This window comes from Mycobacterium sp. OAS707 (assembly GCF_014873705.1).
Classification (GTDB): domain Bacteria; phylum Actinomycetota; class Actinomycetes; order Mycobacteriales; family Mycobacteriaceae; genus Mycobacterium.
The window spans coordinates 1,768,829-1,787,352 of record NZ_JADBDS010000001.1 but is presented as its reverse complement, the minus strand read 5'-3'; the positions used below and the strand labels follow the sequence as shown (position 1 = coordinate 1,787,352).

20 protein-coding genes and 1 pseudogene are annotated in these 18,524 nt (G+C 64.5%); 8 read left to right on the top strand and 13 right to left on the bottom strand.

Features of this window, described 5'->3' with window-relative positions; all coding sequences use genetic code 11:
• Positions 1 to 77: 77 nt before the first annotated feature.
• On the top strand, positions 78 to 923 hold the full coding sequence (locus GGC64_RS08885) for an alpha/beta fold hydrolase (protein WP_192722015.1): 846 nt from the start codon (positions 78 to 80) through the stop codon (positions 921 to 923).
• Here the strand turns inward: GGC64_RS08885 and GGC64_RS08880 are convergent.
• Together GGC64_RS08880 and GGC64_RS08875 are read right to left on the bottom strand one after the other, a co-directional pair.
• On the bottom strand, positions 897 to 2,123 hold the full coding sequence (locus GGC64_RS08880; protein WP_192722014.1) for a GAF domain-containing sensor histidine kinase: 1,227 nt from the start codon (positions 2,121 to 2,123) through the stop codon (positions 897 to 899). The two genes, GGC64_RS08885 and GGC64_RS08880, sit on opposite strands and share 27 nt — an antisense overlap.
• Positions 2,120 to 2,785: a response regulator transcription factor gene (locus GGC64_RS08875; RefSeq protein ID WP_192722013.1), complete on the bottom strand. Its 666-nt coding sequence runs from the start codon at positions 2,783 to 2,785 to the stop codon at positions 2,120 to 2,122. Before GGC64_RS08875 ends, GGC64_RS08880 begins: the two co-directional genes overlap by 4 nt.
• Before the next feature lie 105 nt (positions 2,786 to 2,890).
• Here GGC64_RS08875 and GGC64_RS08870 point away from each other — a divergent pair, with 105 nt between their 5' ends.
• Together GGC64_RS08870 and GGC64_RS08865 are read left to right on the top strand one after the other, a co-directional pair.
• Positions 2,891 to 3,697 carry an HAD family hydrolase gene (locus GGC64_RS08870; protein WP_192722012.1) on the top strand — a complete coding sequence of 269 codons (807 nt, stop codon included), beginning with the start codon at positions 2,891 to 2,893 and terminating at the stop codon, positions 3,695 to 3,697.
• A gap of 48 nt (positions 3,698 to 3,745) precedes the next feature.
• Complete coding sequence (locus GGC64_RS08865; RefSeq protein ID WP_192722011.1) at positions 3,746 to 4,972, top strand: serine hydrolase domain-containing protein; 1,227 nt, start codon at positions 3,746 to 3,748, stop codon at positions 4,970 to 4,972.
• Here the strand turns inward: GGC64_RS08865 and GGC64_RS08860 are convergent, their stop codons facing one another.
• Positions 4,973 to 5,788 (bottom strand): LLM class F420-dependent oxidoreductase, encoded by an 816-nt coding sequence (locus tag GGC64_RS08860; protein WP_192722010.1) that lies wholly within the window; start codon positions 5,786 to 5,788, stop codon positions 4,973 to 4,975.
• A gap of 240 nt (positions 5,789 to 6,028) precedes the next feature.
• Here GGC64_RS08860 and GGC64_RS08855 point away from each other — a divergent pair.
• Positions 6,029 to 6,613: pseudogene (locus GGC64_RS08855) on the top strand (DUF222 domain-containing protein); the annotation flags it as partial.
• A 40-nt stretch (positions 6,614 to 6,653) separates the two neighbouring features.
• Here the strand turns inward: GGC64_RS08855 and GGC64_RS08850 are convergent.
• Positions 6,654 to 7,433, bottom strand: coding sequence for an alpha/beta fold hydrolase (locus GGC64_RS08850; RefSeq protein ID WP_192722008.1), 780 nt, complete (start codon positions 7,431 to 7,433; stop codon positions 6,654 to 6,656).
• Between the two features lie 102 nt (positions 7,434 to 7,535).
• Between GGC64_RS08850 and GGC64_RS08845 the strand changes: the two genes are divergently transcribed.
• Positions 7,536 to 7,814: a hypothetical protein gene (locus GGC64_RS08845; RefSeq protein ID WP_192722007.1), complete on the top strand. Its 279-nt coding sequence runs from the start codon at positions 7,536 to 7,538 to the stop codon at positions 7,812 to 7,814.
• Here GGC64_RS08845 and mmsB read toward each other — a convergent pair.
• The 3 genes from mmsB to GGC64_RS08830 are packed head-to-tail and all read right to left on the bottom strand — an operon-like array spanning position 7,811 to position 11,380.
• Positions 7,811 to 8,686, bottom strand: coding sequence for a 3-hydroxyisobutyrate dehydrogenase (mmsB, locus tag GGC64_RS08840; protein ID WP_192722006.1), 876 nt, complete (start codon positions 8,684 to 8,686; stop codon positions 7,811 to 7,813). The genes GGC64_RS08845 and mmsB overlap by 4 nt on opposite strands.
• 9 nt (positions 8,687 to 8,695) lie before the next feature.
• Entirely contained in the window at positions 8,696 to 9,862 is a 1,167-nt protein-coding gene (locus GGC64_RS08835) for an acyl-CoA dehydrogenase family protein (RefSeq protein ID WP_192722005.1), read from the bottom strand.
• Positions 9,863 to 11,380: a CoA-acylating methylmalonate-semialdehyde dehydrogenase gene (locus GGC64_RS08830; protein ID WP_192722004.1), complete on the bottom strand. Its 1,518-nt coding sequence runs from the start codon at positions 11,378 to 11,380 to the stop codon at positions 9,863 to 9,865.
• A 119-nt stretch (positions 11,381 to 11,499) separates the two neighbouring features.
• On the opposite strand from GGC64_RS08830, the gene GGC64_RS08825 reads away from it, so the two are divergent.
• From GGC64_RS08825 to GGC64_RS08815, 3 genes are read left to right on the top strand one after another with little or no spacing between them, the layout of a single operon-like run.
• The gene (locus GGC64_RS08825; protein ID WP_192722003.1) at positions 11,500 to 11,832 is read left to right on the top strand and encodes a helix-turn-helix transcriptional regulator; all 333 of its coding nucleotides are present in this window, start codon (positions 11,500 to 11,502) and stop codon (positions 11,830 to 11,832) included.
• Positions 11,833 to 11,842: 10 nt separating this feature from the next.
• Complete coding sequence (locus GGC64_RS08820) at positions 11,843 to 12,706, top strand: PhzF family phenazine biosynthesis protein (RefSeq protein WP_192722002.1); 864 nt, start codon at positions 11,843 to 11,845, stop codon at positions 12,704 to 12,706.
• A complete protein-coding gene (locus GGC64_RS08815) occupies positions 12,703 to 13,665 on the top strand; it encodes an ornithine cyclodeaminase family protein (RefSeq protein WP_192722001.1) in 963 nt (320 codons plus the stop codon). The genes GGC64_RS08820 and GGC64_RS08815 overlap by 4 nt, the downstream gene beginning before the upstream one ends.
• Positions 13,666 to 13,669: 4 nt before the next feature.
• Here GGC64_RS08815 and GGC64_RS08810 read toward each other — a convergent pair whose 3' ends face one another.
• From GGC64_RS08810 to GGC64_RS08785, 6 genes are read right to left on the bottom strand one after another with little or no spacing between them, the layout of a single operon-like run.
• Positions 13,670 to 14,473 carry an enoyl-CoA hydratase/isomerase family protein gene (locus GGC64_RS08810; protein WP_192722000.1) on the bottom strand — a complete coding sequence of 268 codons (804 nt, stop codon included), beginning with the start codon at positions 14,471 to 14,473 and terminating at the stop codon, positions 13,670 to 13,672.
• Complete coding sequence (gene rfbC / locus GGC64_RS08805) at positions 14,470 to 15,072, bottom strand: dTDP-4-dehydrorhamnose 3,5-epimerase (protein WP_192721999.1); 603 nt, start codon at positions 15,070 to 15,072, stop codon at positions 14,470 to 14,472. Before rfbC ends, GGC64_RS08810 begins: the two co-directional genes overlap by 4 nt.
• Positions 15,069 to 16,064 (bottom strand): dTDP-glucose 4,6-dehydratase, encoded by a 996-nt coding sequence (gene rfbB, locus GGC64_RS08800; protein WP_192721998.1) that lies wholly within the window; start codon positions 16,062 to 16,064, stop codon positions 15,069 to 15,071. The genes rfbC and rfbB overlap by 4 nt, the downstream gene beginning before the upstream one ends.
• Positions 16,065 to 16,073: 9 nt before the next feature.
• Positions 16,074 to 16,823, bottom strand: coding sequence for a bifunctional 2-polyprenyl-6-hydroxyphenol methylase/3-demethylubiquinol 3-O-methyltransferase UbiG (locus GGC64_RS08795; protein ID WP_192721997.1), 750 nt, complete (start codon positions 16,821 to 16,823; stop codon positions 16,074 to 16,076).
• Positions 16,824 to 17,666 carry an LLM class F420-dependent oxidoreductase gene (locus GGC64_RS08790; RefSeq protein WP_192721996.1) on the bottom strand — a complete coding sequence of 281 codons (843 nt, stop codon included), beginning with the start codon at positions 17,664 to 17,666 and terminating at the stop codon, positions 16,824 to 16,826.
• A gap of 14 nt (positions 17,667 to 17,680) precedes the next feature.
• On the bottom strand, positions 17,681 to 18,517 hold the full coding sequence (locus tag GGC64_RS08785) for an LLM class F420-dependent oxidoreductase (protein WP_192721995.1): 837 nt from the start codon (positions 18,515 to 18,517) through the stop codon (positions 17,681 to 17,683).
• Positions 18,518 to 18,524: the final 7 nt, after the last annotated feature.

Sequence of the window (18,524 nt, the reverse complement as noted above, 5' to 3'; positions counted from 1 at the left end):
TTGTCTGCTCATACATACCGTATGTATCCTCATGCATGCGGTATGTAAGTGGTCACCAATCGTAGTTCGGAGTACCGATGCCCATCATCGATTTGCCCCATGGTCGCGTTCAGTATCGACTCGCAGGACCCGCGAACAGCGCCAAGCCACCGGTCGTGTTCGTGCACGGACTATTGGTCAACAGCGAATTGTGGACTCCTGTGGCAGATGAACTCGCAGCGCGCGGCATACGCTCGTACGCCGTCGATCTGCCTCTGGGCGCGCATTCGATCGCCATGCAGCCAGATGCGGATCTGACGCCGCGCGGGATCGCGCGACTGATCACCGCGTTCCTCGATGCGCTGGATCTGACCGATGTCACCCTGGTCGGCAGTGACACCGGAAGTGCGTTGTGTCAGTTCGCCATCGACACCGATGAGAGCCGTATCGGTCGGTTGGTGCTCACCAACGGCGATGCCTTCGAGCATTTCCCACCACCGTCGTTCACGCCGGTACTGAAAATCGGACGCAGGCCCGCAGGGGTCTACGCACTGATGTCGGTCATGCGGCCGACGTGGATCCGGCAGCGCATCCAGAACCAAAACGTCTCCACGCCGCTGGATCCCGCGTTGACTCGTCGTTGGATCACGCCTGCGTTGACCGATCCAGGGGTGCGGCGCGACACCGCCAAAGTCATGCGGGGTATCGATCCGGCCGAACTGGTCGAGGTCTCGAGACGGCTGCAGCGGTTCACCAAGCCCGTCGTGCTGTTGTGGGGTGATGCGGATCCGTTCTTCCCAATGGACCTCGCACAACGGTTGCGTGACGCCTTCCCGAATGCACGTCTTGTCGAAATCCCCGGCGGGCGGCTGTTTTTCCCGCTCGACGAGCCGAATCGGGTGGCCGACGAGATCCAGTCAGCAGTCGGCGACCGCAGACGGTAGCGGGATCGTTGCGGTCACTGCGGTTCCCGCGCCTGGGCGCGAGCGGATGTTGAGCCTGCCGCCGACGATCTCGGCGCGCTCGGCCATCGACAGCAGGCCGTAGCCACCCATCTCGTCGCCGCCGAGTGGATGCTCGAACGTGTCGAAACCCACTCCGTCGTCGACGATTTCGAGGCGCGCAGCCTCACTGGTGACGAAGAACGTCAGGCGCGCCCGGCTGGCCTTGGCGTGCTTGACGACGTTCTGCAGACACTCCTGGGCGATGCGATAGAGCGCGAGTTCGATGTGGTCGGGCAGTCGGGTGTCGTCGAGGTCGATCTCCATGATGATCTGCGGGATCGACCGGGCCAGGCTGGCCAACCCGCCCGACAGCCCGAGGTCGTCGAGCACCGGCGGCCGCAGCCCGCTGATCGCGGCGCGGGCCTCCTGCAGCGTCAGGTCGACGAGCTCGCGCGCCTTGCTCAGCTGCTCGCTCATCATCACCGGATCGCCGACGGCCCGCGTCGCCGCGTCGAGCCGGTAGGACAGCGTGACGAGCCGCTGGGAGATGCCGTCGTGGATATCGCCTGCGAGCCTTCGTCGTTCGATCTCCTGTGCCTCGATGACCTGTTCGACGAAGTTCTCGTGTGCGCGTTCGCGAGCGACCAGCTGTCGATGCAGCCGAGCCTGATGCAACGCACCCGCGATCAGCCGGCCGATGACGAGCAGCAGTTCCACGTCGCGTTCGGTGAACTCGCGGCGCTCGACGGTGTGCACATTCAAAACGCCGACCAACCCGCCGGGATCGGTTTCCATCGGCACCGACACCATCGACGTGAAGTCCTTGCCGCGCAACGATTCAAACGGCATGTAGCGCGGATCGGCCTCTTTGTCGTGACTGATCACCACAGGTTCGCGGTGGCTGGCCACCCAGCCGGAGATGCCTTGGCCCAGCGGCAGTCTGACCTCGCCGACTGCGGCGTCGAACGGCGGCGTCGCGCCCGCCAGCGTCAGCGACCGCTCGGTGTCGTCGAGCACGTGCACAAAGCACACATCGCTTGCCGTCGCGGCGGTGATCATCCGGGCCGCGGCCGCGGCCAGAGGTTCGACGCCGGGGCCCTTCGACGCGGCCTGGATCAGCTCACGCAGCAGTGCGAGTTCACGGTCGGCGTCGACGAGATCTCGAACATTGGCGCCGACGTTCGAAGCTGTTGGCTTCATTGGTAGATCCCCTCCCGCAACGCGGTGGCGACGGCGCCGGTGCGGTCGCTGACGCCGAGCTTGCGATAGATCGACCGCAGGTGCGACTTCACGGTTTCGTCGCCGATCACCAGCTTGGTGGCGATCGCGCGGTTGGACAGCCCGTTGACGACGAACGAGAGGATCTCGCTCTCCCGCTGCGTCAGGCCTTGGCGCGCACCCGGCCAGAACTCATCGCGCTGCAGTCGGGCCGCGGTGTCGACGGCGCGGGCGGCCATGCCCGGGTCGATGGCGGTCTCACCCTTGTGCACGAACTCGAGCTGACGGACGAGTTCGTCGCTGCTGATGCTCTTGAGCAGATATCCCGACGCCCCCACGCGCAAGGCCTGAAACAGGTACTGCTCGTCGTCGTAGACCGACAGCATCACGACCTTGCGCTTCGGGTCACTCTCGCGCAGCTCCAGGCACAGGTCCAGGCCGCTGGCCCCCTGCATTCGGACGTCGCACAGCACGATGTCCGGGTCGAGCTCACGGATTACGCTGAGCGCGCGCTCAGCGCCGACGGCCTGACCGACGACCTCGACGCGGTCCGAGAAGGCGGCAAGCATCGCTTTGAGGCCCTCGATGACCATTTCGTGGTCGTCGACGAGCACAAGGCGTACCGGAGCCCCGTTGGACGTCATGGCACCACCTTAGAGCTGGGATTTTTCTGAGGTAGAACAACTTGGCCTGCCCGATCCCCCAATTGGGGGAGGACCGACGCCTGTGATGTGGGACACCCTATCTGCATGCCTACAACGCAGGAGAAATCGTGGCGCGCCGGTCGCTTCTGGTGGGATGCCACCGCGACAACTCAAAGCGTTGTCTATCCGCTGCGCGCCGTGATCTTTGATCTCGACGCCCTGACGGACATCGAATGCGACGGCCACCGCGTGGCGTACAACGCAGCCTTCGCGGCGCACGGCCTCGATATCGAGTGGACGGTCGGCCGTTATCGGCAGCTGCTGGCGCTCCCCGACGAGCGGCAGCGTGTCTCGGCCGAGTTGCGCAAGCGGGGGATCTCCACGGAGTCCGATGTGCTGACCCAGTTGCTTGCTGACGAGATTTACTCGACCAAGACCGTGATGTTCGACGAGTTGGTTCACGACGCGGATTTGACGCCGCGTCCGGGTCTCGTTGACCTCGTCATGGATGCGTTCGCCGCAGGCGTTTGGGTGGGTGTAGTCGCGAACGGTCCGCGAAGCTGGGCCGAGCCGCTGATCCGCCAGCTCGTCGGCGACGGTCTGGTTGAAACGGTTGTCACCAATGACGACGTGAAGAAGCCGATGCCCGATCGCGAAGCCATTCAGAACGCGCTGTGGGAACTCGGCATATCCGCTGAGAACGCGCTGGCGATCACTGGGTCCGCATCGGGGCTGCGCTCGGCGACCACCGCGGGTCTCGCGACGGTTGTCGTCACCGGCGACGGAACACCCGACATCCCTGCTGCTGTGGCGGTTCGCTCCGACTACTGCACCGGCGAATCGCTGACCATCGCGGATTGCCAACGTCTGCACGGCAGCTGGTGGGCCGCGCACAAGAGGTCTGCCGCCTAACGCCTCGTCAAGCGGTCTCGCAGGAAGCGCGATTACTATCGCGCTGACATGCCTGCGAAATTGAAGATCTCGCCAGACCTCGTCGGCGGCGACGTCGAAGAGGGTTACGGAAAAGTCGCCGACGCGTTTCGTCGCAACCTGGAAAGCGGTCGGGAGGCCGGTGCCGCAGCTGCGGTTTACCACGACGGCCGCAAGGTCGTCGACCTCTGGGGCGGTTACCGCAACGAGGCCACGCTGGAGCCGTGGGAGCGCGACACGATCATCACGGTGTTCTCGGCCACGAAAGGCGTTACGGCGCTGGCAGTTGCGCTCGCGGTGTCGCGTGGGCTGATCGAATACGACGCCAAGGTCGCCGACTACTGGCCGGAGTTCGCGCAGGCAGGCAAGGGCGCCATCACTGTGCGGCAACTGCTTTCGCATCAGGCCGGGCTGGTGGTCATCGATCCGCCGTTGACGTATTCCGACCTCACCGATCCCGCAGCGATGTCGGCCAAGCTCGCGGCCCAGCCTCCGCTGTGGTCACCAGGGACCCGGCATGGTTACCACGCGCTGACGCTGGGTTGGTATGCGTCGGAACTGATTCGGCAAATCGATGCGCAGGGCCGGACGGTCGCTCGTTTCTTCGCCGACGAAATTGCACAACCACTTGAGTTGGACTTTTACATCGGCCTGCCATCCGACATCGGGCGCGCCCGCGTCGCTGATTTGCGCACCCCGTCGAAGGCCACCGCGGCGCGGCAAGCGTTCTCGATGCCGCTGCGCCAATTGCTCGCCTTGGTCAATCCGTTCGGTCTGTCGGCTAAAGCCATTGCACTGGCCGACGGCAAGAAGGACGTCGACATCAACAGCGACGAGATCCGCGCGCTCGAGATACCGGCGGGCAACGGCACCGGAACCGCGCGATCGCTTGCCAAGCTGTACGGCGTCGCGGCGGCCGGCGGTGCGGAACTGGGTCTCAAACCGGCTGTCCTCGACGCGTTGAAGGCGCCCGCCGTGGCCCCAACCAAGGGCGTTCGGGATTTCGTGGGTCAGGCGGACACGTCGTACTCGCTTGGTTTCAACAAGCCGACATCCGCGTGGGTGTTCGGCTCGTCGAGCACAGCGTTCGGAACCCCTGGTGCCGGAGGGTCTTTCGCGTTCGCCGACCCGGACACCGGGGTGGGGTTTGCCTATGTGATGAACCGGATGGGCCTGTACCCGTTCAGCGATCCGCGGGAACTGGCGCTTCGGCAGGCGCTGTTCCGCGATGTGCTCGGGGTGCGCGAGCAGCGCTGATCAGCGCTTCGTGTCGCGCCAGTCGACCAGCTTCTCCACTGTGCTGAGGTCGTACTTGCCTTCCGACGCGCGGACCTCGGTGTGGAACAACGTGGCTCCGGCGGCCAGGTAGTCGTCCGCCGACTGCGGATCGGTCCACAACGTCGAGCGCTCGATATCGCTGTCGGCGCGCCCGAACCCGGCCGCGAGTTCGGCGACACGGGCGCTGGCCTCGCGGTAGGAGTCGATGGGCAGGAACGTATGCCAGATGTCGGCGTGGCGTGCGACGGCGGGCAAGGTGCGCTTGGGACCGGATCCGCCGATCAGGATCGGTATTTTGCGCAGCGGTGGCGGCTGCAGCAGCTCGAACCGGCGCTCGATGCGCAGCAAGCCCTCATCGAAGAGGTCCGCCCGCGATTTGACCGTTCCGAAATCGAAACCGTAAGTGGTGTAATCCTTCTCGTACCAACCGGCGCCGACGCCCAGGATGGCCCGGCCACCGCTGATGTGGTCGACGGTGCGCGCCATGTCCGCGAGCAGATCGGGGTTGCGGTACCCGATTCCCGCTACCAGCAGGCCGATTTCGGCGCGGGTGGTGATCTCGCCCCAGGACGCCAGCGCGGTCCAGCCCTCGAAGTTGTTCACATCGGGTTGCACTGAAGCCAGCACCGGTTTCGCATCGGCGATCGACTCGATGAACGGCGCATGGAAGTGGTCATAGCCGAAGATGACGTCGACCCCGATCTCCTCGGCTTGCAGGACGGCCTGCCGCCACGTGGCGTAGTTAGGAGTGTCGGCGGGCTGAATCTGAACGGCAACGCGCACGGGAAAGGTCACTAACGCGACAAGCAATGCAGGTCGCCATTTATTCCGTAGAGCCTGCTGTCAAGTCCAAATGCGTTGAGGGCCAGAATCTGTGGATCAGTTTGCGGCTGTGGATAACTTTTTCGAAACGTCGGTGCGCGGTGGCAGAGTCGCAAGTGTGTTCGATACGGAGTTCTCGGCGGCGGATGACGCGACGGTCGTCGCCGCCATCGAGGAGGGCACGCGAGCAGAAGCTGCTGCCGGGGCCCGCCGGTTGGCTGCCATCGCCGAGCTCTGCTGGCCACCGACGCGGCGGTGCTCAAGCGTCGCATCGCACAGATGGTGCAGGGAGTCTGTGACGACGATCCTCGCCCCATCGGCGAGCGCCGCTCGGACGCGGTCGGCGCCATCGCCGCGGGCAGCTTCCGTCTGGCGTGCCAACGCGGTTCGCAGACATGCCCGGCGGGGGATGCACCGATCTCGTCCAACGTGGTGATCCAGGTGCTGGCCGAACAATCGGCGGTCGACGCCGCAACTGGCTCTGCCGAGCAGGCCGCTGTCACGCCGCCCGCAGCGCTGATCGTCGGAGAGGGCATCGTGCCGACACCGTTTTTATCGCAGCTGATTCGCGGCGGCGCCAAGGTCCGCCCGATTACCACGCCCGCCGATGAGCCGGAACCACACTATCGACCGTCGGCAGAGCTGGCTGAGTTCGTGCGGATGCGAGATCTGTACTGTCGCGCGGCTCGGCTGCGACGTGCCGGCCGATCGTTGCGACCTCGACCACACCATCCCGTATCCGGGCGGGCCCACCCACGCGTCAAACATCAAGTGTCTGTGTCGAACCAACCGTCGTAAGAAGATGTTCGTCTGAGCCGACCTGACCTACGGGCCGACTTCAATTCGTGGCTGCGCCTGTGCACGCAAGGATGGTGCGTGCCACGAGAGCGGGGTCGTCCATCATCGGGTCGTGCCCAACGTTCTCGAGGATAATGAACGTCGCCTGCGGGAGGCGCTCACGGGCATTAGGGCCGTAGGAGGCGACCGGCAACATGGCGTCTTTCTCCGACCATGCCAGGGTGATCGGGCACGGTAGAGGATCGAGTGGCGCAACCTGCTCTTCGTCGGTCGAGAAGACCTCGCTGCGGAGTGTGCACGCCAGGTAGTCGTCGGCGATCTCAACACCTCGCTGCGCAGTGATCCGGTCCCCGTGCTCGGCGGCTGACCCTCGGAACCAGAGCCGTCGCATCGTCGCAGACCTCATTACAAATGGCGTAATAGGTCGAGCAAGACGCGCCATCCCTGCGCCGCTCGTGACCCTTGCCATCATCCGCGCTCGCAGTCCGTCACCAGACGACCAGAAGCCGCCCGGCGATAACGCGCAAACCGTTTTCGCTCGGCCGCGCCGTGCTAATTCAATGGCGACAAAACCACCCATCGAGTGGCCGACGAGATGGGGTTGATGTAGATCTTGTTCGTCTAAGTAGCGTTCGGCCCAGTCGACAACGTCGTGAATCGTGGCCGGTCGTCGCGGTGCTGGTGGTCCGCCGCGGTGCCCTATCGCGGTCGGTGTGTAAACCTCGTGATAGCTACGAAGAAATGGGATGACGTCTCGCCATGCGTTTGCAGACGCATTGAGGCCGTGCAGTAGAACAACGGCCGAACCGTCCGAAGGCATGCGGGAAAGTCTTGCATAAGCCCCCTCCGGGGCGTGGATGATCCGATTCCGTGAGTCACCCGGAAGGCAGAGTGTCTTTCGCGCGTTCGAACCAACCATCTGATGAAGACGTTTGGCGGATGGCAGGATATTCAGTTGTCGGATGGCACAGTCATTTGGATCTCACCGACCGGCAGGAAATACGTGACCAAACCTGGCAGTCGGCTGTTCTTCGAGACATGGGACACCACGACCGCCGACCTTCCGCCCCCGTCGATCGTGGTGCCGAGCACCGGCGACCGCGGCCTGATGATGCCAAGGCGACGGCGTACCCGTGCTGCCGAATACGCCGCCTGGATCAAGGCCGAACGCGCGCGCAACGAATTGCCCGCACCGTTCTAGCCGTTGCGGATCATCTCGATGACCGCGCTGAAGTCCTTGTCGGCGTTGTCGGCCGCGAACTTCGCGTAGATCTCGGCTGCGTGGCTGCCCAGTGGAGCCGACGAGCCGGTCGAGTTGACCGCGTCCATCGCGAGGCCGATGTCCTTGTTCATCAACGCGGTCGCGAACCCCGGCTGAAAATCGTTGTTGGCGGGTGATGTCGGAACCGGTCCTGGCACTGGGCAATTCGTGTGGATGGCCCAACAGTTGCCGGTCGCGCCGGTGATCACGTCGAACAGCGCCTGCGCGGAGAGTCCCAACTTCTCGGCGAGGACGAAGGCTTCGCCCGCGACGATCTGCTGGACCGCCAGCACCATGTTGTTGCACAGTTTGGCGGCCTGGCCGGTACCTGAAGCGCCGCAGTGAATGATCTTGCCCGCCAACGGCTCCAGCACGGGCCGCGCACGTTCGACGGCGTCGTCTTCACCGCCGACCATGAACGCGAGAGTCCCCGCGGTCGCACCTTTGACTCCGCCTGAGACCGGCGCGTCGAGTTGGGCGATGCCGCGTTCGGCCGCCTGCGTATGGATCTCGCGCGCGTCGTCGACCGAGATCGTGGAGGTGTCGATGAACAACGCGCCCTCTCGGGCGGCGGGCAGCGCCTCGGCGTATACCGCCTTCACCACAGCGCCGTTGGGCAGCGACGTGATCACCACATCGGCTTCGGCCACCGCCTCGGCTCCGCTGTCGAAGGCCTCTGCGCCCTTTTCGGCGGCGGCTTCCTTGAGGGCAGCGACGGGATCGAAGGCACGCACAGTGTGCCCGGCCGCGACGAGGTTCGCAGCCATTGGGCCGCCCATGTGGCCCAAGCCCAAGAACGCGATCGTGGTCATCTGCTCTCCTTACGCGGACGCGCGGGCCCGGGCAGCCGCTGCCCGACCGATGACCACACGCATGATTTCATTGGTTCCCTCGAGGATGCGGTGCACCCGCAGATCGCGGACGATCTTCTCCAGCCCGTACTCGCGCAGATAGCCGTAGCCGCCGTGCAATTGCAGTGCTTGATCGGCGACGTCATAGCAGGCGTCGGTGACGTAGCGCTTGGCCATCGCGCACAGCTCGACCTTGTCGGGATGATTCTCGTCGAGCGCAGTTGCCGCGCGCCACAACAAGGTTCGCGACGTCTGCAACGCGGTGGCCATGTCGGCGAGCGTGAACCGCACGGTGGGTTCATCGAGCAGCGAGCCGCCGAACGCCTGGCGGTCGGCGAGATAACTCGACGCCTTGTCGAAGGCGGCCTGCGCCCCGCCCAGCGAGCAGGCGGCGATGTTGATCCGGCCGCCGTTCAGCCCGTTCATCGCGACACCGAACCCGGTGCCTTCGCCGTCGGCGCCCCCCAGCATCGCGTCGGCGGGCACGCGGACGCCCTCGAAGACGACCTGCGCGGTGGGCTGCGCGTTCCAACCCATCTTCTGCTCCTCGGCGCCGAAACTCAGCCCCGGCGTGTCCTTTTCGACGACGAACGCGGAGATGCCGCGGGGGCCATCCGCACCCGTGCGGGCCATCACGACATAGACATCGGAGGTGCCTGCACCGGAGATGAACTGCTTGACACCGTCGATGACGTAATCACCACCCTCGCGGACGGCCTTCGTACGCAACGCACTGGCGTCCGAACCCGCGCCCGGTTCGGTCAGGCAGTAGGAGGCGATGGCCTCCATTGACGCCAGCCGCGGCACCAGCGACTTGCGTTGCTGATCGGTACCGAAGCTGTCGATCATCCATGCGCACATGTTGTGTATCGACAGGAACGCCGCGATGGCCGGGCACGCTTTCGCGAGCTCCTCGAAGATGCGCACCGCATCGAGCCGACGCAGCTCGCTGCCGCCCGCGTCGTCGCGGCAGTAGATGGCCGCCATCCCGAGCTCGGCCGCCTCGCGCAATACGTCGGTGGGGAAGTGGTGCTCGGCATCCCACTCCAATGCGAATGGCGCAAGGCGCTTTTCGGCGAACGCGGCCGCCGTCTCGGCGATCACGCGTTCGTCGTCGTCCAACCCGAAGTAGTCCATTTACTTCATGGTCGGGATGACGAACTCGGCGCCATGGCTACCCGCCGGCCAACGCTGCGTCACCGTCTTGGTCTTGGTGTAGAACATGATCGACGACGGGCCATGCTGATTGAGATCGCCGAAACCGGACCGCTTCCAGCCGCCGAAGGTGTGGTAGGCCACCGGCACCGGGATCGGCACATTGACGCCCACCATGCCGACCTGAACGCGGGACACGAAGTCGCGCGCGGTGTCGCCGTCACGGGTGAAGATCGCCACGCCGTTGCCGTATTCGTGTTCGGACGGCAGCGCGAGCGCCTCCTCGTAATCCTTGGCGCGCACGATGCACAGCACCGGGCCGAAGATCTCGTCGGTGTAAATCGACATGTCGGGGGTGACGTGGTCGAACAAGGTGGGGCCGATGAAGTAGCCACCCTCGAGATTGGCGTCGCCGAACTGCAGGTCGTCGCTGGTGCGTTCGCGGCCGTCGACCACCGCCTCTGCTCCCGCGGCCACGCCCTGGCCGATGTAGTCCTTCACCCTGGCCAGTGCCGCTTCGGTGACCAGCGGGCCGTAGTCGGCCTTCGGGTCGAGGCTGTGACCGACGCGCAGGTTGTTGACGCGTTCAATCAGCCTGGCGCGCAGCCGGTCTGCGGTCTGCTCGCCGACGGGCACGGCCACGCTGATGGCCATGCAGCGCTCGCCGGCACTGCCGTAACCCGCGCCGATCAACGCGTCGACCGCGTTGTCCATGTCCGCGTCGGGCATCACGATCATGTGGTTCTTCGCGCCGCCGAAGCACTGCGCACGCTTGCCGTGTGCCGCCGCGCCGGAGTAGATGTACTGCGCGATGTCGGAGCTGCCGACGAAGCCGACGGCCTGGATGACCGGGTGCTCGAGGATCGCGTCGACGGCTTCCTTGTCGCCGTGCACCACCTGGAAGACGCCGGGCGGCAAGCCGGCCTGCAGGAACAGTTCGGCCAGCCGGACGGGCACCGACGGGTCGCGTTCACTGGGCTTGAGGATGAACGCGTTGCCGCATGCGAGCGCGGGGCCCGCCTTCCACAGCGGGATCATCGCGGGGAAGTTGAACGGCGTGATACCCGCGACGACGCCGAGTGGCTGGCGCAGTGAGTACACATCGATGCCGGGGCCTGCCCCTTCGGTGTACTCACCCTTGCTGAGGTGTGGGATGCCGATCGCGAACTCGATGACCTCGATGCCGCGCTGGATGTCGCCCTTGGAGTCGGCGACCGTCTTGCCATGCTCCAAACTGAGGAGTTCCGCCAACTCTTCTAGGTGCTGGTTGACCAGGTCGATGAACTTCATCATCACGCGGGCCCTGCGCTGGGGGTTCCACGCCGCCCACTCCTTCTGCGCCTCGGCAGCACCTGCGACCGCGGCGTCGACATCGGCCCGTGATGCCATCGGCACCTTGGCCTGCACCTCGCCAGTGCTGGGATTCATCACGTCTGCGGTGCGCGTCGACTGTCCGGCGGTGCGCTTGCCGTCGATGAAATGCGAAATCTGTGTGGTCATGAGTCTGTCCCTCGCCCGAATGGCTGAATACTAGGACATCCTAGTATTGGAGCGCTCGGTGTGGCAAGTGACCCGAGACGGGCGTTGACACAGGGAACCGCGGAGGCTAGTTTGCATTTATGCGAAATAGCGAATCGGTGGATGCACCCGGTGCGCTACTCAAGACGATCAAGGCCGTTTCGAGTCCCGTGCGACTGGAAGTCCTGTCCTTGCTCAAAGATCCGATTGCGAACTTCCCGCCGCAGACCGACGGTGATCTCATCAGGGATGGTGTCTGCGCCGACTTCATCCGGGACAAGCTGGGGATCGCGGCTGCAACCGCATCGCGTCACCTCACCTTGTTGACCGAGGCTGGACTCTTGACGGCGACGCGCAAGAAAGGCTGGACCTTTTATCGCCGTGACGAGTCGGCCATCACACGGTTCGCCGACATTCTGAAGTCCGAGCTGTGACGAGAATGCGGTGAATCTCGCCTACCGCCATGTCGACGTCTTCAGTGAGATTCCCTTCGGCGGCAACAGCTTACCGGTGTTCTACGACGCTCCGGAGTTGACTGCGGACCAGATGCTGCGCATCACCCAGGAGTTGCGCCATTTCGAAGCGATCTTTCTCCAACCGTCAGAACAGGCATGCACCGTCCGGGCCCGCATCTTCGATCTGTTCGACGAATTGCCCTTTGCAGGACACCCGATCATCGGGGCGGCGGCCGTCATCCATGAGCGCTCCCAGGCAGCAGGGAGGCAAACCTGGCGTTTCGAACTGCCAAGTAGGACTGTCGAAGTCGTGACCGAAGCTACGGCAGGCGGCTATTCGGGTTGGCTCGACCAGGGCCCGCCGGACTTTCTGGGTTCGCTCGATGACGCGGGTGACATCGCCCGTGCCCTGAACCTCGCGCCGGCGGATCTCGCCGCAGACCTACCCGTCGAAGTGGTCAGCACCGGACTTCGCTACCTGATCGTGCCGGTCCGGCCGGGCGTATTGCCGCGGGCTCGAATCAGAAGCGACATCACGGAATTACTGACGGAAGTCAACGCCCAGTTCGCGGTGGTGTTCGACGAATCCGCTGTCGAAGTGCGGCACTGGAACAACGACGGAATCATCGAGGATGTTGCCACCGGTAGCGCCGCGGGCACGATAGGCGCGTACCGACTACGCCACGGACTGGTCCGCGGCGGTGACAGCTTCACCCTGAATCAGGGCCGATTCACCGGCCGCCCAAGTCAATTGCGCGTGTTGCCGGAAGGCAGCGCAGAGCATATCGAAACAGTAAAAGTAGGCGGTGATGTCTCATTCGTAGGCCACGGCATGATCGAGGTACTTCCGTGACAACGGCAATCTCTGCAAGCGACATCCGGGCCTGTGTCGGTTTCGAGGATCTGATCGAACCAGTGTCACGGGCGTTTGAGGAGTCGAGCGCGGGTCTTGCCGACAACGGTCTGGTCGTCATGTTTCCCGCCGAGACCCGCGAACTGGGTGATGTCTATGTCAAGACCGGCACCCTGCGCGGCCACGGCGTATACATCGTCAAGGTATCGCCATGGTTCAACGCGAACGTCGAAAGCGGGGCACCGCAAGGCGGTTTCGTCGGTGTCTTCGACAGCAAGACGGGGCGAACGATCGCACTGTTGAACGATGAGCATTACCTCTCAGACGTCCGGACCGCCGCGGCAGGCGCGCTCGCTGCACGCCTGCTCGCGCCGTCCGACGTGCAGACCGTCGCTGTGCTCGGCGCCGGCGTACAGGCTTATTGGCAGCCCTTGGCGCTCTACGGCGAACGCCCCTTCTCGAATTTGTTGATCTGGGCCCGCAATCCGCAGAAAGCGCAGCAGCTCAAGGCGCGGCTGAGTGGAAGACTGCCGGGTGTCGACATCCGTTGTGAGTCCGATATCGAAGAAACCGTTCGCAGCGCGGACGTCTTGATCACCGCGACGCAGGCGCGCGAACCGCTGGTGCAGGGCGCGTGGTTGCATCCGGGTATGCACATCACCGCAGTCGGCGCCGACGATGCCACCAAATGCGAACTCGATTCAACGGCGCTTCGACGTGCTCGCGTCTTCGTCGACACGCGAGAAAGCGCCGCAGCCAACGGCGATGTTCACCGAGCGATGTGCAGTGGCCGGTACGCATTGGAAGAGTTGTCAGGCGAGCTGGGCGAGGTGATCTCCGGCAAGACTGCGGGCCGCACGTCGGAAAACGACGTCACCATCGCGAAATTCGTCGGGATCGGCGCGCAAGACCTCGTCGCTGCGGAGGTCACGTTGGCGAAATTGGGTATCGGCGCGTGACGAATCACGTTTCGGGGTGGGTACCGGCCCGGCCAACATCTGTTTTGTCGAAGAACTGACTCAACAAGGTACGAGCCTCGTTCTTGTCGACGCAGGTGTAGGAGTTCCAGCCCTCGATCCGTAGCTGATCGTCCAGCGGCTTACCGACGACTTCTAGGACGGTCTCCTTGGCGGAGCGGACCGCTCGTTGAGAGTTGCGCAGGATCTGATGGGCCAGCAGCTCAGCCGCGTCCATAAGCTGTTCGTGGGGAACGACTTTCGCCACCATGTTGCATTGCAAAGCGCGTTGGGCGTCGATCGGCTCGGCGGTGAGGACCATCTGCATTGCCACGCCGACGCCGCATGTGTTGACCAGCCGGGTGATTCCGCCGTCACCGTGATGAAACCCGCGCCGCGCTTCGAACGATCCGAACATCGCGCGATCGGAAGCCACTCGCAGATCGCAGGCCATCGCCAGTTCGAGCCCTCCGGCCAGTGCCCACCCGTTGACGGCGGCGATGGTCGGCTTGGTGATTCGATGCAGCCCGCGGGTGATGCCGCCGAATCCGAGGTCGACGATGTCCCGAACCCGACTCGGCGAGGCGTCCACGTAATTGAGCGGCACATAGGTCGCGAGATCGGCGCCTGCGCAAAAGGCGTCACCGGTACCCGTCAGGATCGCGACATCGGCCTCATCGTTGTCACGGAAGTCGGCCCACACGCGGCAAAGCTCGTCGTGCATGTCCGGCGTAACCGCGTTCTTCGAGGCCGGCCGATTGAGCGTGACGTAAGCGATTCTGTCTCGAACGTCATAACCGACTTCGATCATCGGCGAAGCCGGTCGATGAAGGCGCGCGTCTCGTCCCAGGTCGGCAGGAGGCCGGCAGCCTGCACTTCCGACAGCGTCGGAGCCTCGCGATCGCGGTCGGAGAGGATCGGTTCGCCGTCCACCGAGGGCCATGCGATATCCAGCGCCGGATCGAGGGCGTTGATCGTGTGTTCGCGACCGGGAGCGTAGCCCGCAGAGCACAGGTACATGACCGTCGAGTCGTCGTCGAGTGCCAGGAAGGCGTGGCCAAGTCCCTCGGAGATGTAGACCGTGCGGCGGTCTTGCGCGTCGAGCACCACGGCATCCCATTTGCCGAATGTCGGTGAACCGACTCGGATGTCGACGACCACGTCGAACACCGACCCGTGCAGACACGTCACGTATTTCGCCTGACTCGGCGGCAGCTGGGCGAAATGCACGCCGCGCAGCACGCCCGCCGACGACACCGAGCAGTTGGCCTGGTGCAGATCGAGCGGGTGCCCCGCGAACTCGGTGAATGCCGAATCGGTGAACCATTCGAAGAACAGGCCACGCGAATCGGTGTGCACCTGCGGAGTGATCTCCCACGCACCGGCGACGGACAGCTCACGAGCTTTCACTGGCCACGCTCCTCGTACTCGGCCTCGACCGCGTCTTTCAGTGGGCGCCACCAGGATTCGTTGTTGCGATACCAGTCGATGGTGTCGCGAAGGCCGTCCTCGAAGTCGGTGTGCTTGGGAGCCCAGCCCAGTTCGTTGTACAGCGTTGACGGGTCGATCGCGTAGCGCAGGTCGTGTCCGGCCCGGTCGGTGACGTGATCGAAGTCCTCAGGATCGCGATCCATCAGCCGCAGAATGCTGCGCATGACCGATAGATTGTCCCGTTCTCCTTCTGCGCCAATGAGATACGTGCGACCAATCTCACCGTCGGCGAGGATTCGCCACACCGCGCTGTTGTGGTCCTCGACGTGAATCCAGTCGCGAACGTTCGCGCCGGTGCCGTACAGCTTGGGGCGTCGGCCCGACAACACGTTGGTGATCTGGCGCGGGATGAACTTCTCCACGTGTTGATAGGGGCCGTAGTTGTTGGAGCAGTTCGAGATCGTCGCGGCAACGCCGTAGGAGCGCACCCACGCGCGCACCAGCAGATCGGCGCCGGCCTTGGTCGACGAATAGGGGCTGGACGGGTTGTAGGGCGTCGACTCGGTGAACCGTTGCGCGGAGCCCAGTTCGAGGTCGCCGTACACCTCGTCGGTCGACACGTGATGCAGCCGAACCCCGTGGCGGCGCACAGCCTCCAACACCGTGAAGGTGCCGACGACATTGGTGTGCACGAACGGCTCGGGGTCGAACAGTGCGTTGTCGACGTGGGTTTCCGCTGCGAAGTGCACGACCGCATCCGCCTCGGCGACGAGCTTGGCGACCAACTCCGCATCGGTGATATTGCCCTGCACCAAGCGGATATCGTCCTCAACCGGGGTCAACGACTCGCGGCTGCCCGCATAGGTCAGCGCATCGAGCACCGTCACAGCGTCCTCGGGGTGCTCGCGCACACTACTGTGCACGAAGTTGGCGCCGATGAAACCCGCGCCACCGGTGACCAGCAACCGCATGGTCAAACCCTAGCGGGTTGGCGTGCAAACCACGGCCAGCGCGGCGTTTTGCGCATCGACGCCGGCGGGGCCGATCCGTTCTGCGAGCCGTGATCGCAACTGATCTTGTGCTGCCGCGTCGAGCATCAAGTGATTGGAGTAGGTGAACACCAGGTTCAGGTAGTCCTCGGTGGCGTAATGCAGGACTTCCTCGCAGCGGCGGCGTTCGACGGAGAACCCGCACGTCTCGATCAGCCCGATCACCTCTTCCTCGTCGTTGACTGTCGCCCTCGCCGTCACATCGAGGTAGTCCACGTTGATCTCGTCGAGCTCGTGCTGAGTCGGGGAGGTCGGAAGGATACGGTTCGCGAGTATCGCCAGCCGTCCGCCTGGACGCAGGATCGTGGCCACCTTGTGCAGCGCGGGACGCGTGTCGACCCAGTGGAAGGACTGGGCGAACACGACAAGATCGAAATCCCTGCCCGCCGGCTGCCATGCCTCGAAGGTCGACCGTTCGACCCGAGTGCCTTTCGCCGCCGCTACGCGCCCCATCCGTTCGTCCGGCTCGACGGCAAGGACGTCCGCGCCGGCTTGCGCCAATTGCGTTGCCGCAATACCAGTTCCGGCGCCGACGTCCAGCACGCGCATGCCGGCAGACGTGACGAGACCGGCAATCAGTGGCTGTGGATACCGCGGACGGTGTTGGTCGTACTGCTCGGCAGCCACACCGAACGACTCAGCCCGACGCCGGTCGGTGTGGGCCGGCGGACGGTCCGGCATTCAGCCCTTCAGCCCGAGTGGCCCCGCCAGTTCGGTCAGGGTCGGCAACAGCTTGTCGTCGCCGCCGAGCACCTGAATCAACACCGAATCAGCGCCTGCGGCCAGGTGCTCGCCCAGCCGCTTGGCGATGTCGTCGGCGCTGCCATGGGCAACTACCGCGTCGATCAGCTTGTCGCTGCCGGGCTTCGCGATGTCCTCGTCGGTGAAACCGAGCCGCTTCCAGTTGTTCAGGTAGTTGCTCAGATTCAGGTAGAAGTCGACGGTCTTGCGGCCGATCGCGCGGGCTTCGTCGGCGTCCGTTGTCAGCACCACCTTGTGCTCGGGCGCCAAATACACCGAGGAGCCGATCCATTCGCGTGCCTGCGCGGTGTGCTCCGGCGTCGTCAGATATGGGTGTGCGCCCGCGCTGCGCTTCGCTGCCAGCTCGTGCACCTTCTTGCCCAGCGCGGCGATCACCCGCCGGCTGGTCGGCACCTGCTTGGCGTCGAGCACGTCGAGGTAGTCGACCAGTGCGTCGTACGGCTTGCGGTACTCCTGGGTGTGCTCCGGATGCCCGACGCCGACACCGAGCAGGAAGCGGCCCGGGTACGCCTTCTCGATGCGGTGATAGGAGTCCGCGACCTCGTTGGCGTCTGCCGTCCAGATGTTGACGATGCCCGTGGCCACCGAAAGCGTCTGCGTCTGTTCGAGAATCGGTTCGACGAACGACAGGTCGGCCGCCGGCGACCCGCCGACCCACAGTGAGCCATATCCGAGCTTCTCGATTTCGACGGCTGCTTCGGGTCCCGGCGACCCGAAGGTCCAGACCCCTACGCGGCCGAGGTCGGGCTTGAGTTCAGTCATGTTCGTCCCTTCGTCTACTGCAGGCCGAGCGGCCCGGCGAGTTCGGCAAGTGCTGGCACCAATTTGTCGGGCGACGTCAGCACCTGCACGGGCACGTGATCGGCGCCGGCGTCGAGGTGCTCCTTCAGTCGCGCAGCGATGGCGTCGACCGTGCCGTAGGCGACGACGGCGTCCACCAGACGGTCACTACCCGGTTTGGCGATCTCTTCATCACTGAACCCGAGACGTTTCCAGCTGTTGAGGTAATTCTTCAGGTTGAGGTAAATCTCGAGAGCCTTGCGGCCGGTCTCGCGGGCCTTCTCGGCGTCGGTGGTCAACACCACCTTGTGCTCGGGGGCGATGAACGCGTCGGGCCCGAGCAGTTCGCGCGCCTCGGCGGTGTGTTCGGGCGTCGTCAGATACGGATGCGGACCGGCGGCGCGATCCGCGGACAGCTTCAACACCTTGGGACCCAGCGCGGCGACCACTCGACGGTTCTTCGGAACGCCGTATTCGTCGAGCTTGTCGAGGTACTCGGTGAGGGCATCGATCGGCTTGCGGAACTCCTGATTCGCCTCGGGATGGCCGACGCCGATGCCCAGCAGGAAGCGGCCGGGGTATGCCTTGTCGATGCGGTGGTAGGACTCGGCGACGGGTCCGGCGTCGGCGGTCCAGATGTTGACGATGCCCGTCGCAACTTGCAGCGTCGTGGTCTTCTCGAGGATCGGTTCGACCCAGTCGAGTTCGGCGGGCGGCGAACCGCCAACCCATACGGCGCCGTAGCCCAGGGCCTCGATGTCTTTGGCTTGTTCCGGGGTCACTCCGCGGCCGAATGATCCGAATCGGCCAAGGTTGGGCTTCGCGTCAGTCATGGTTCGG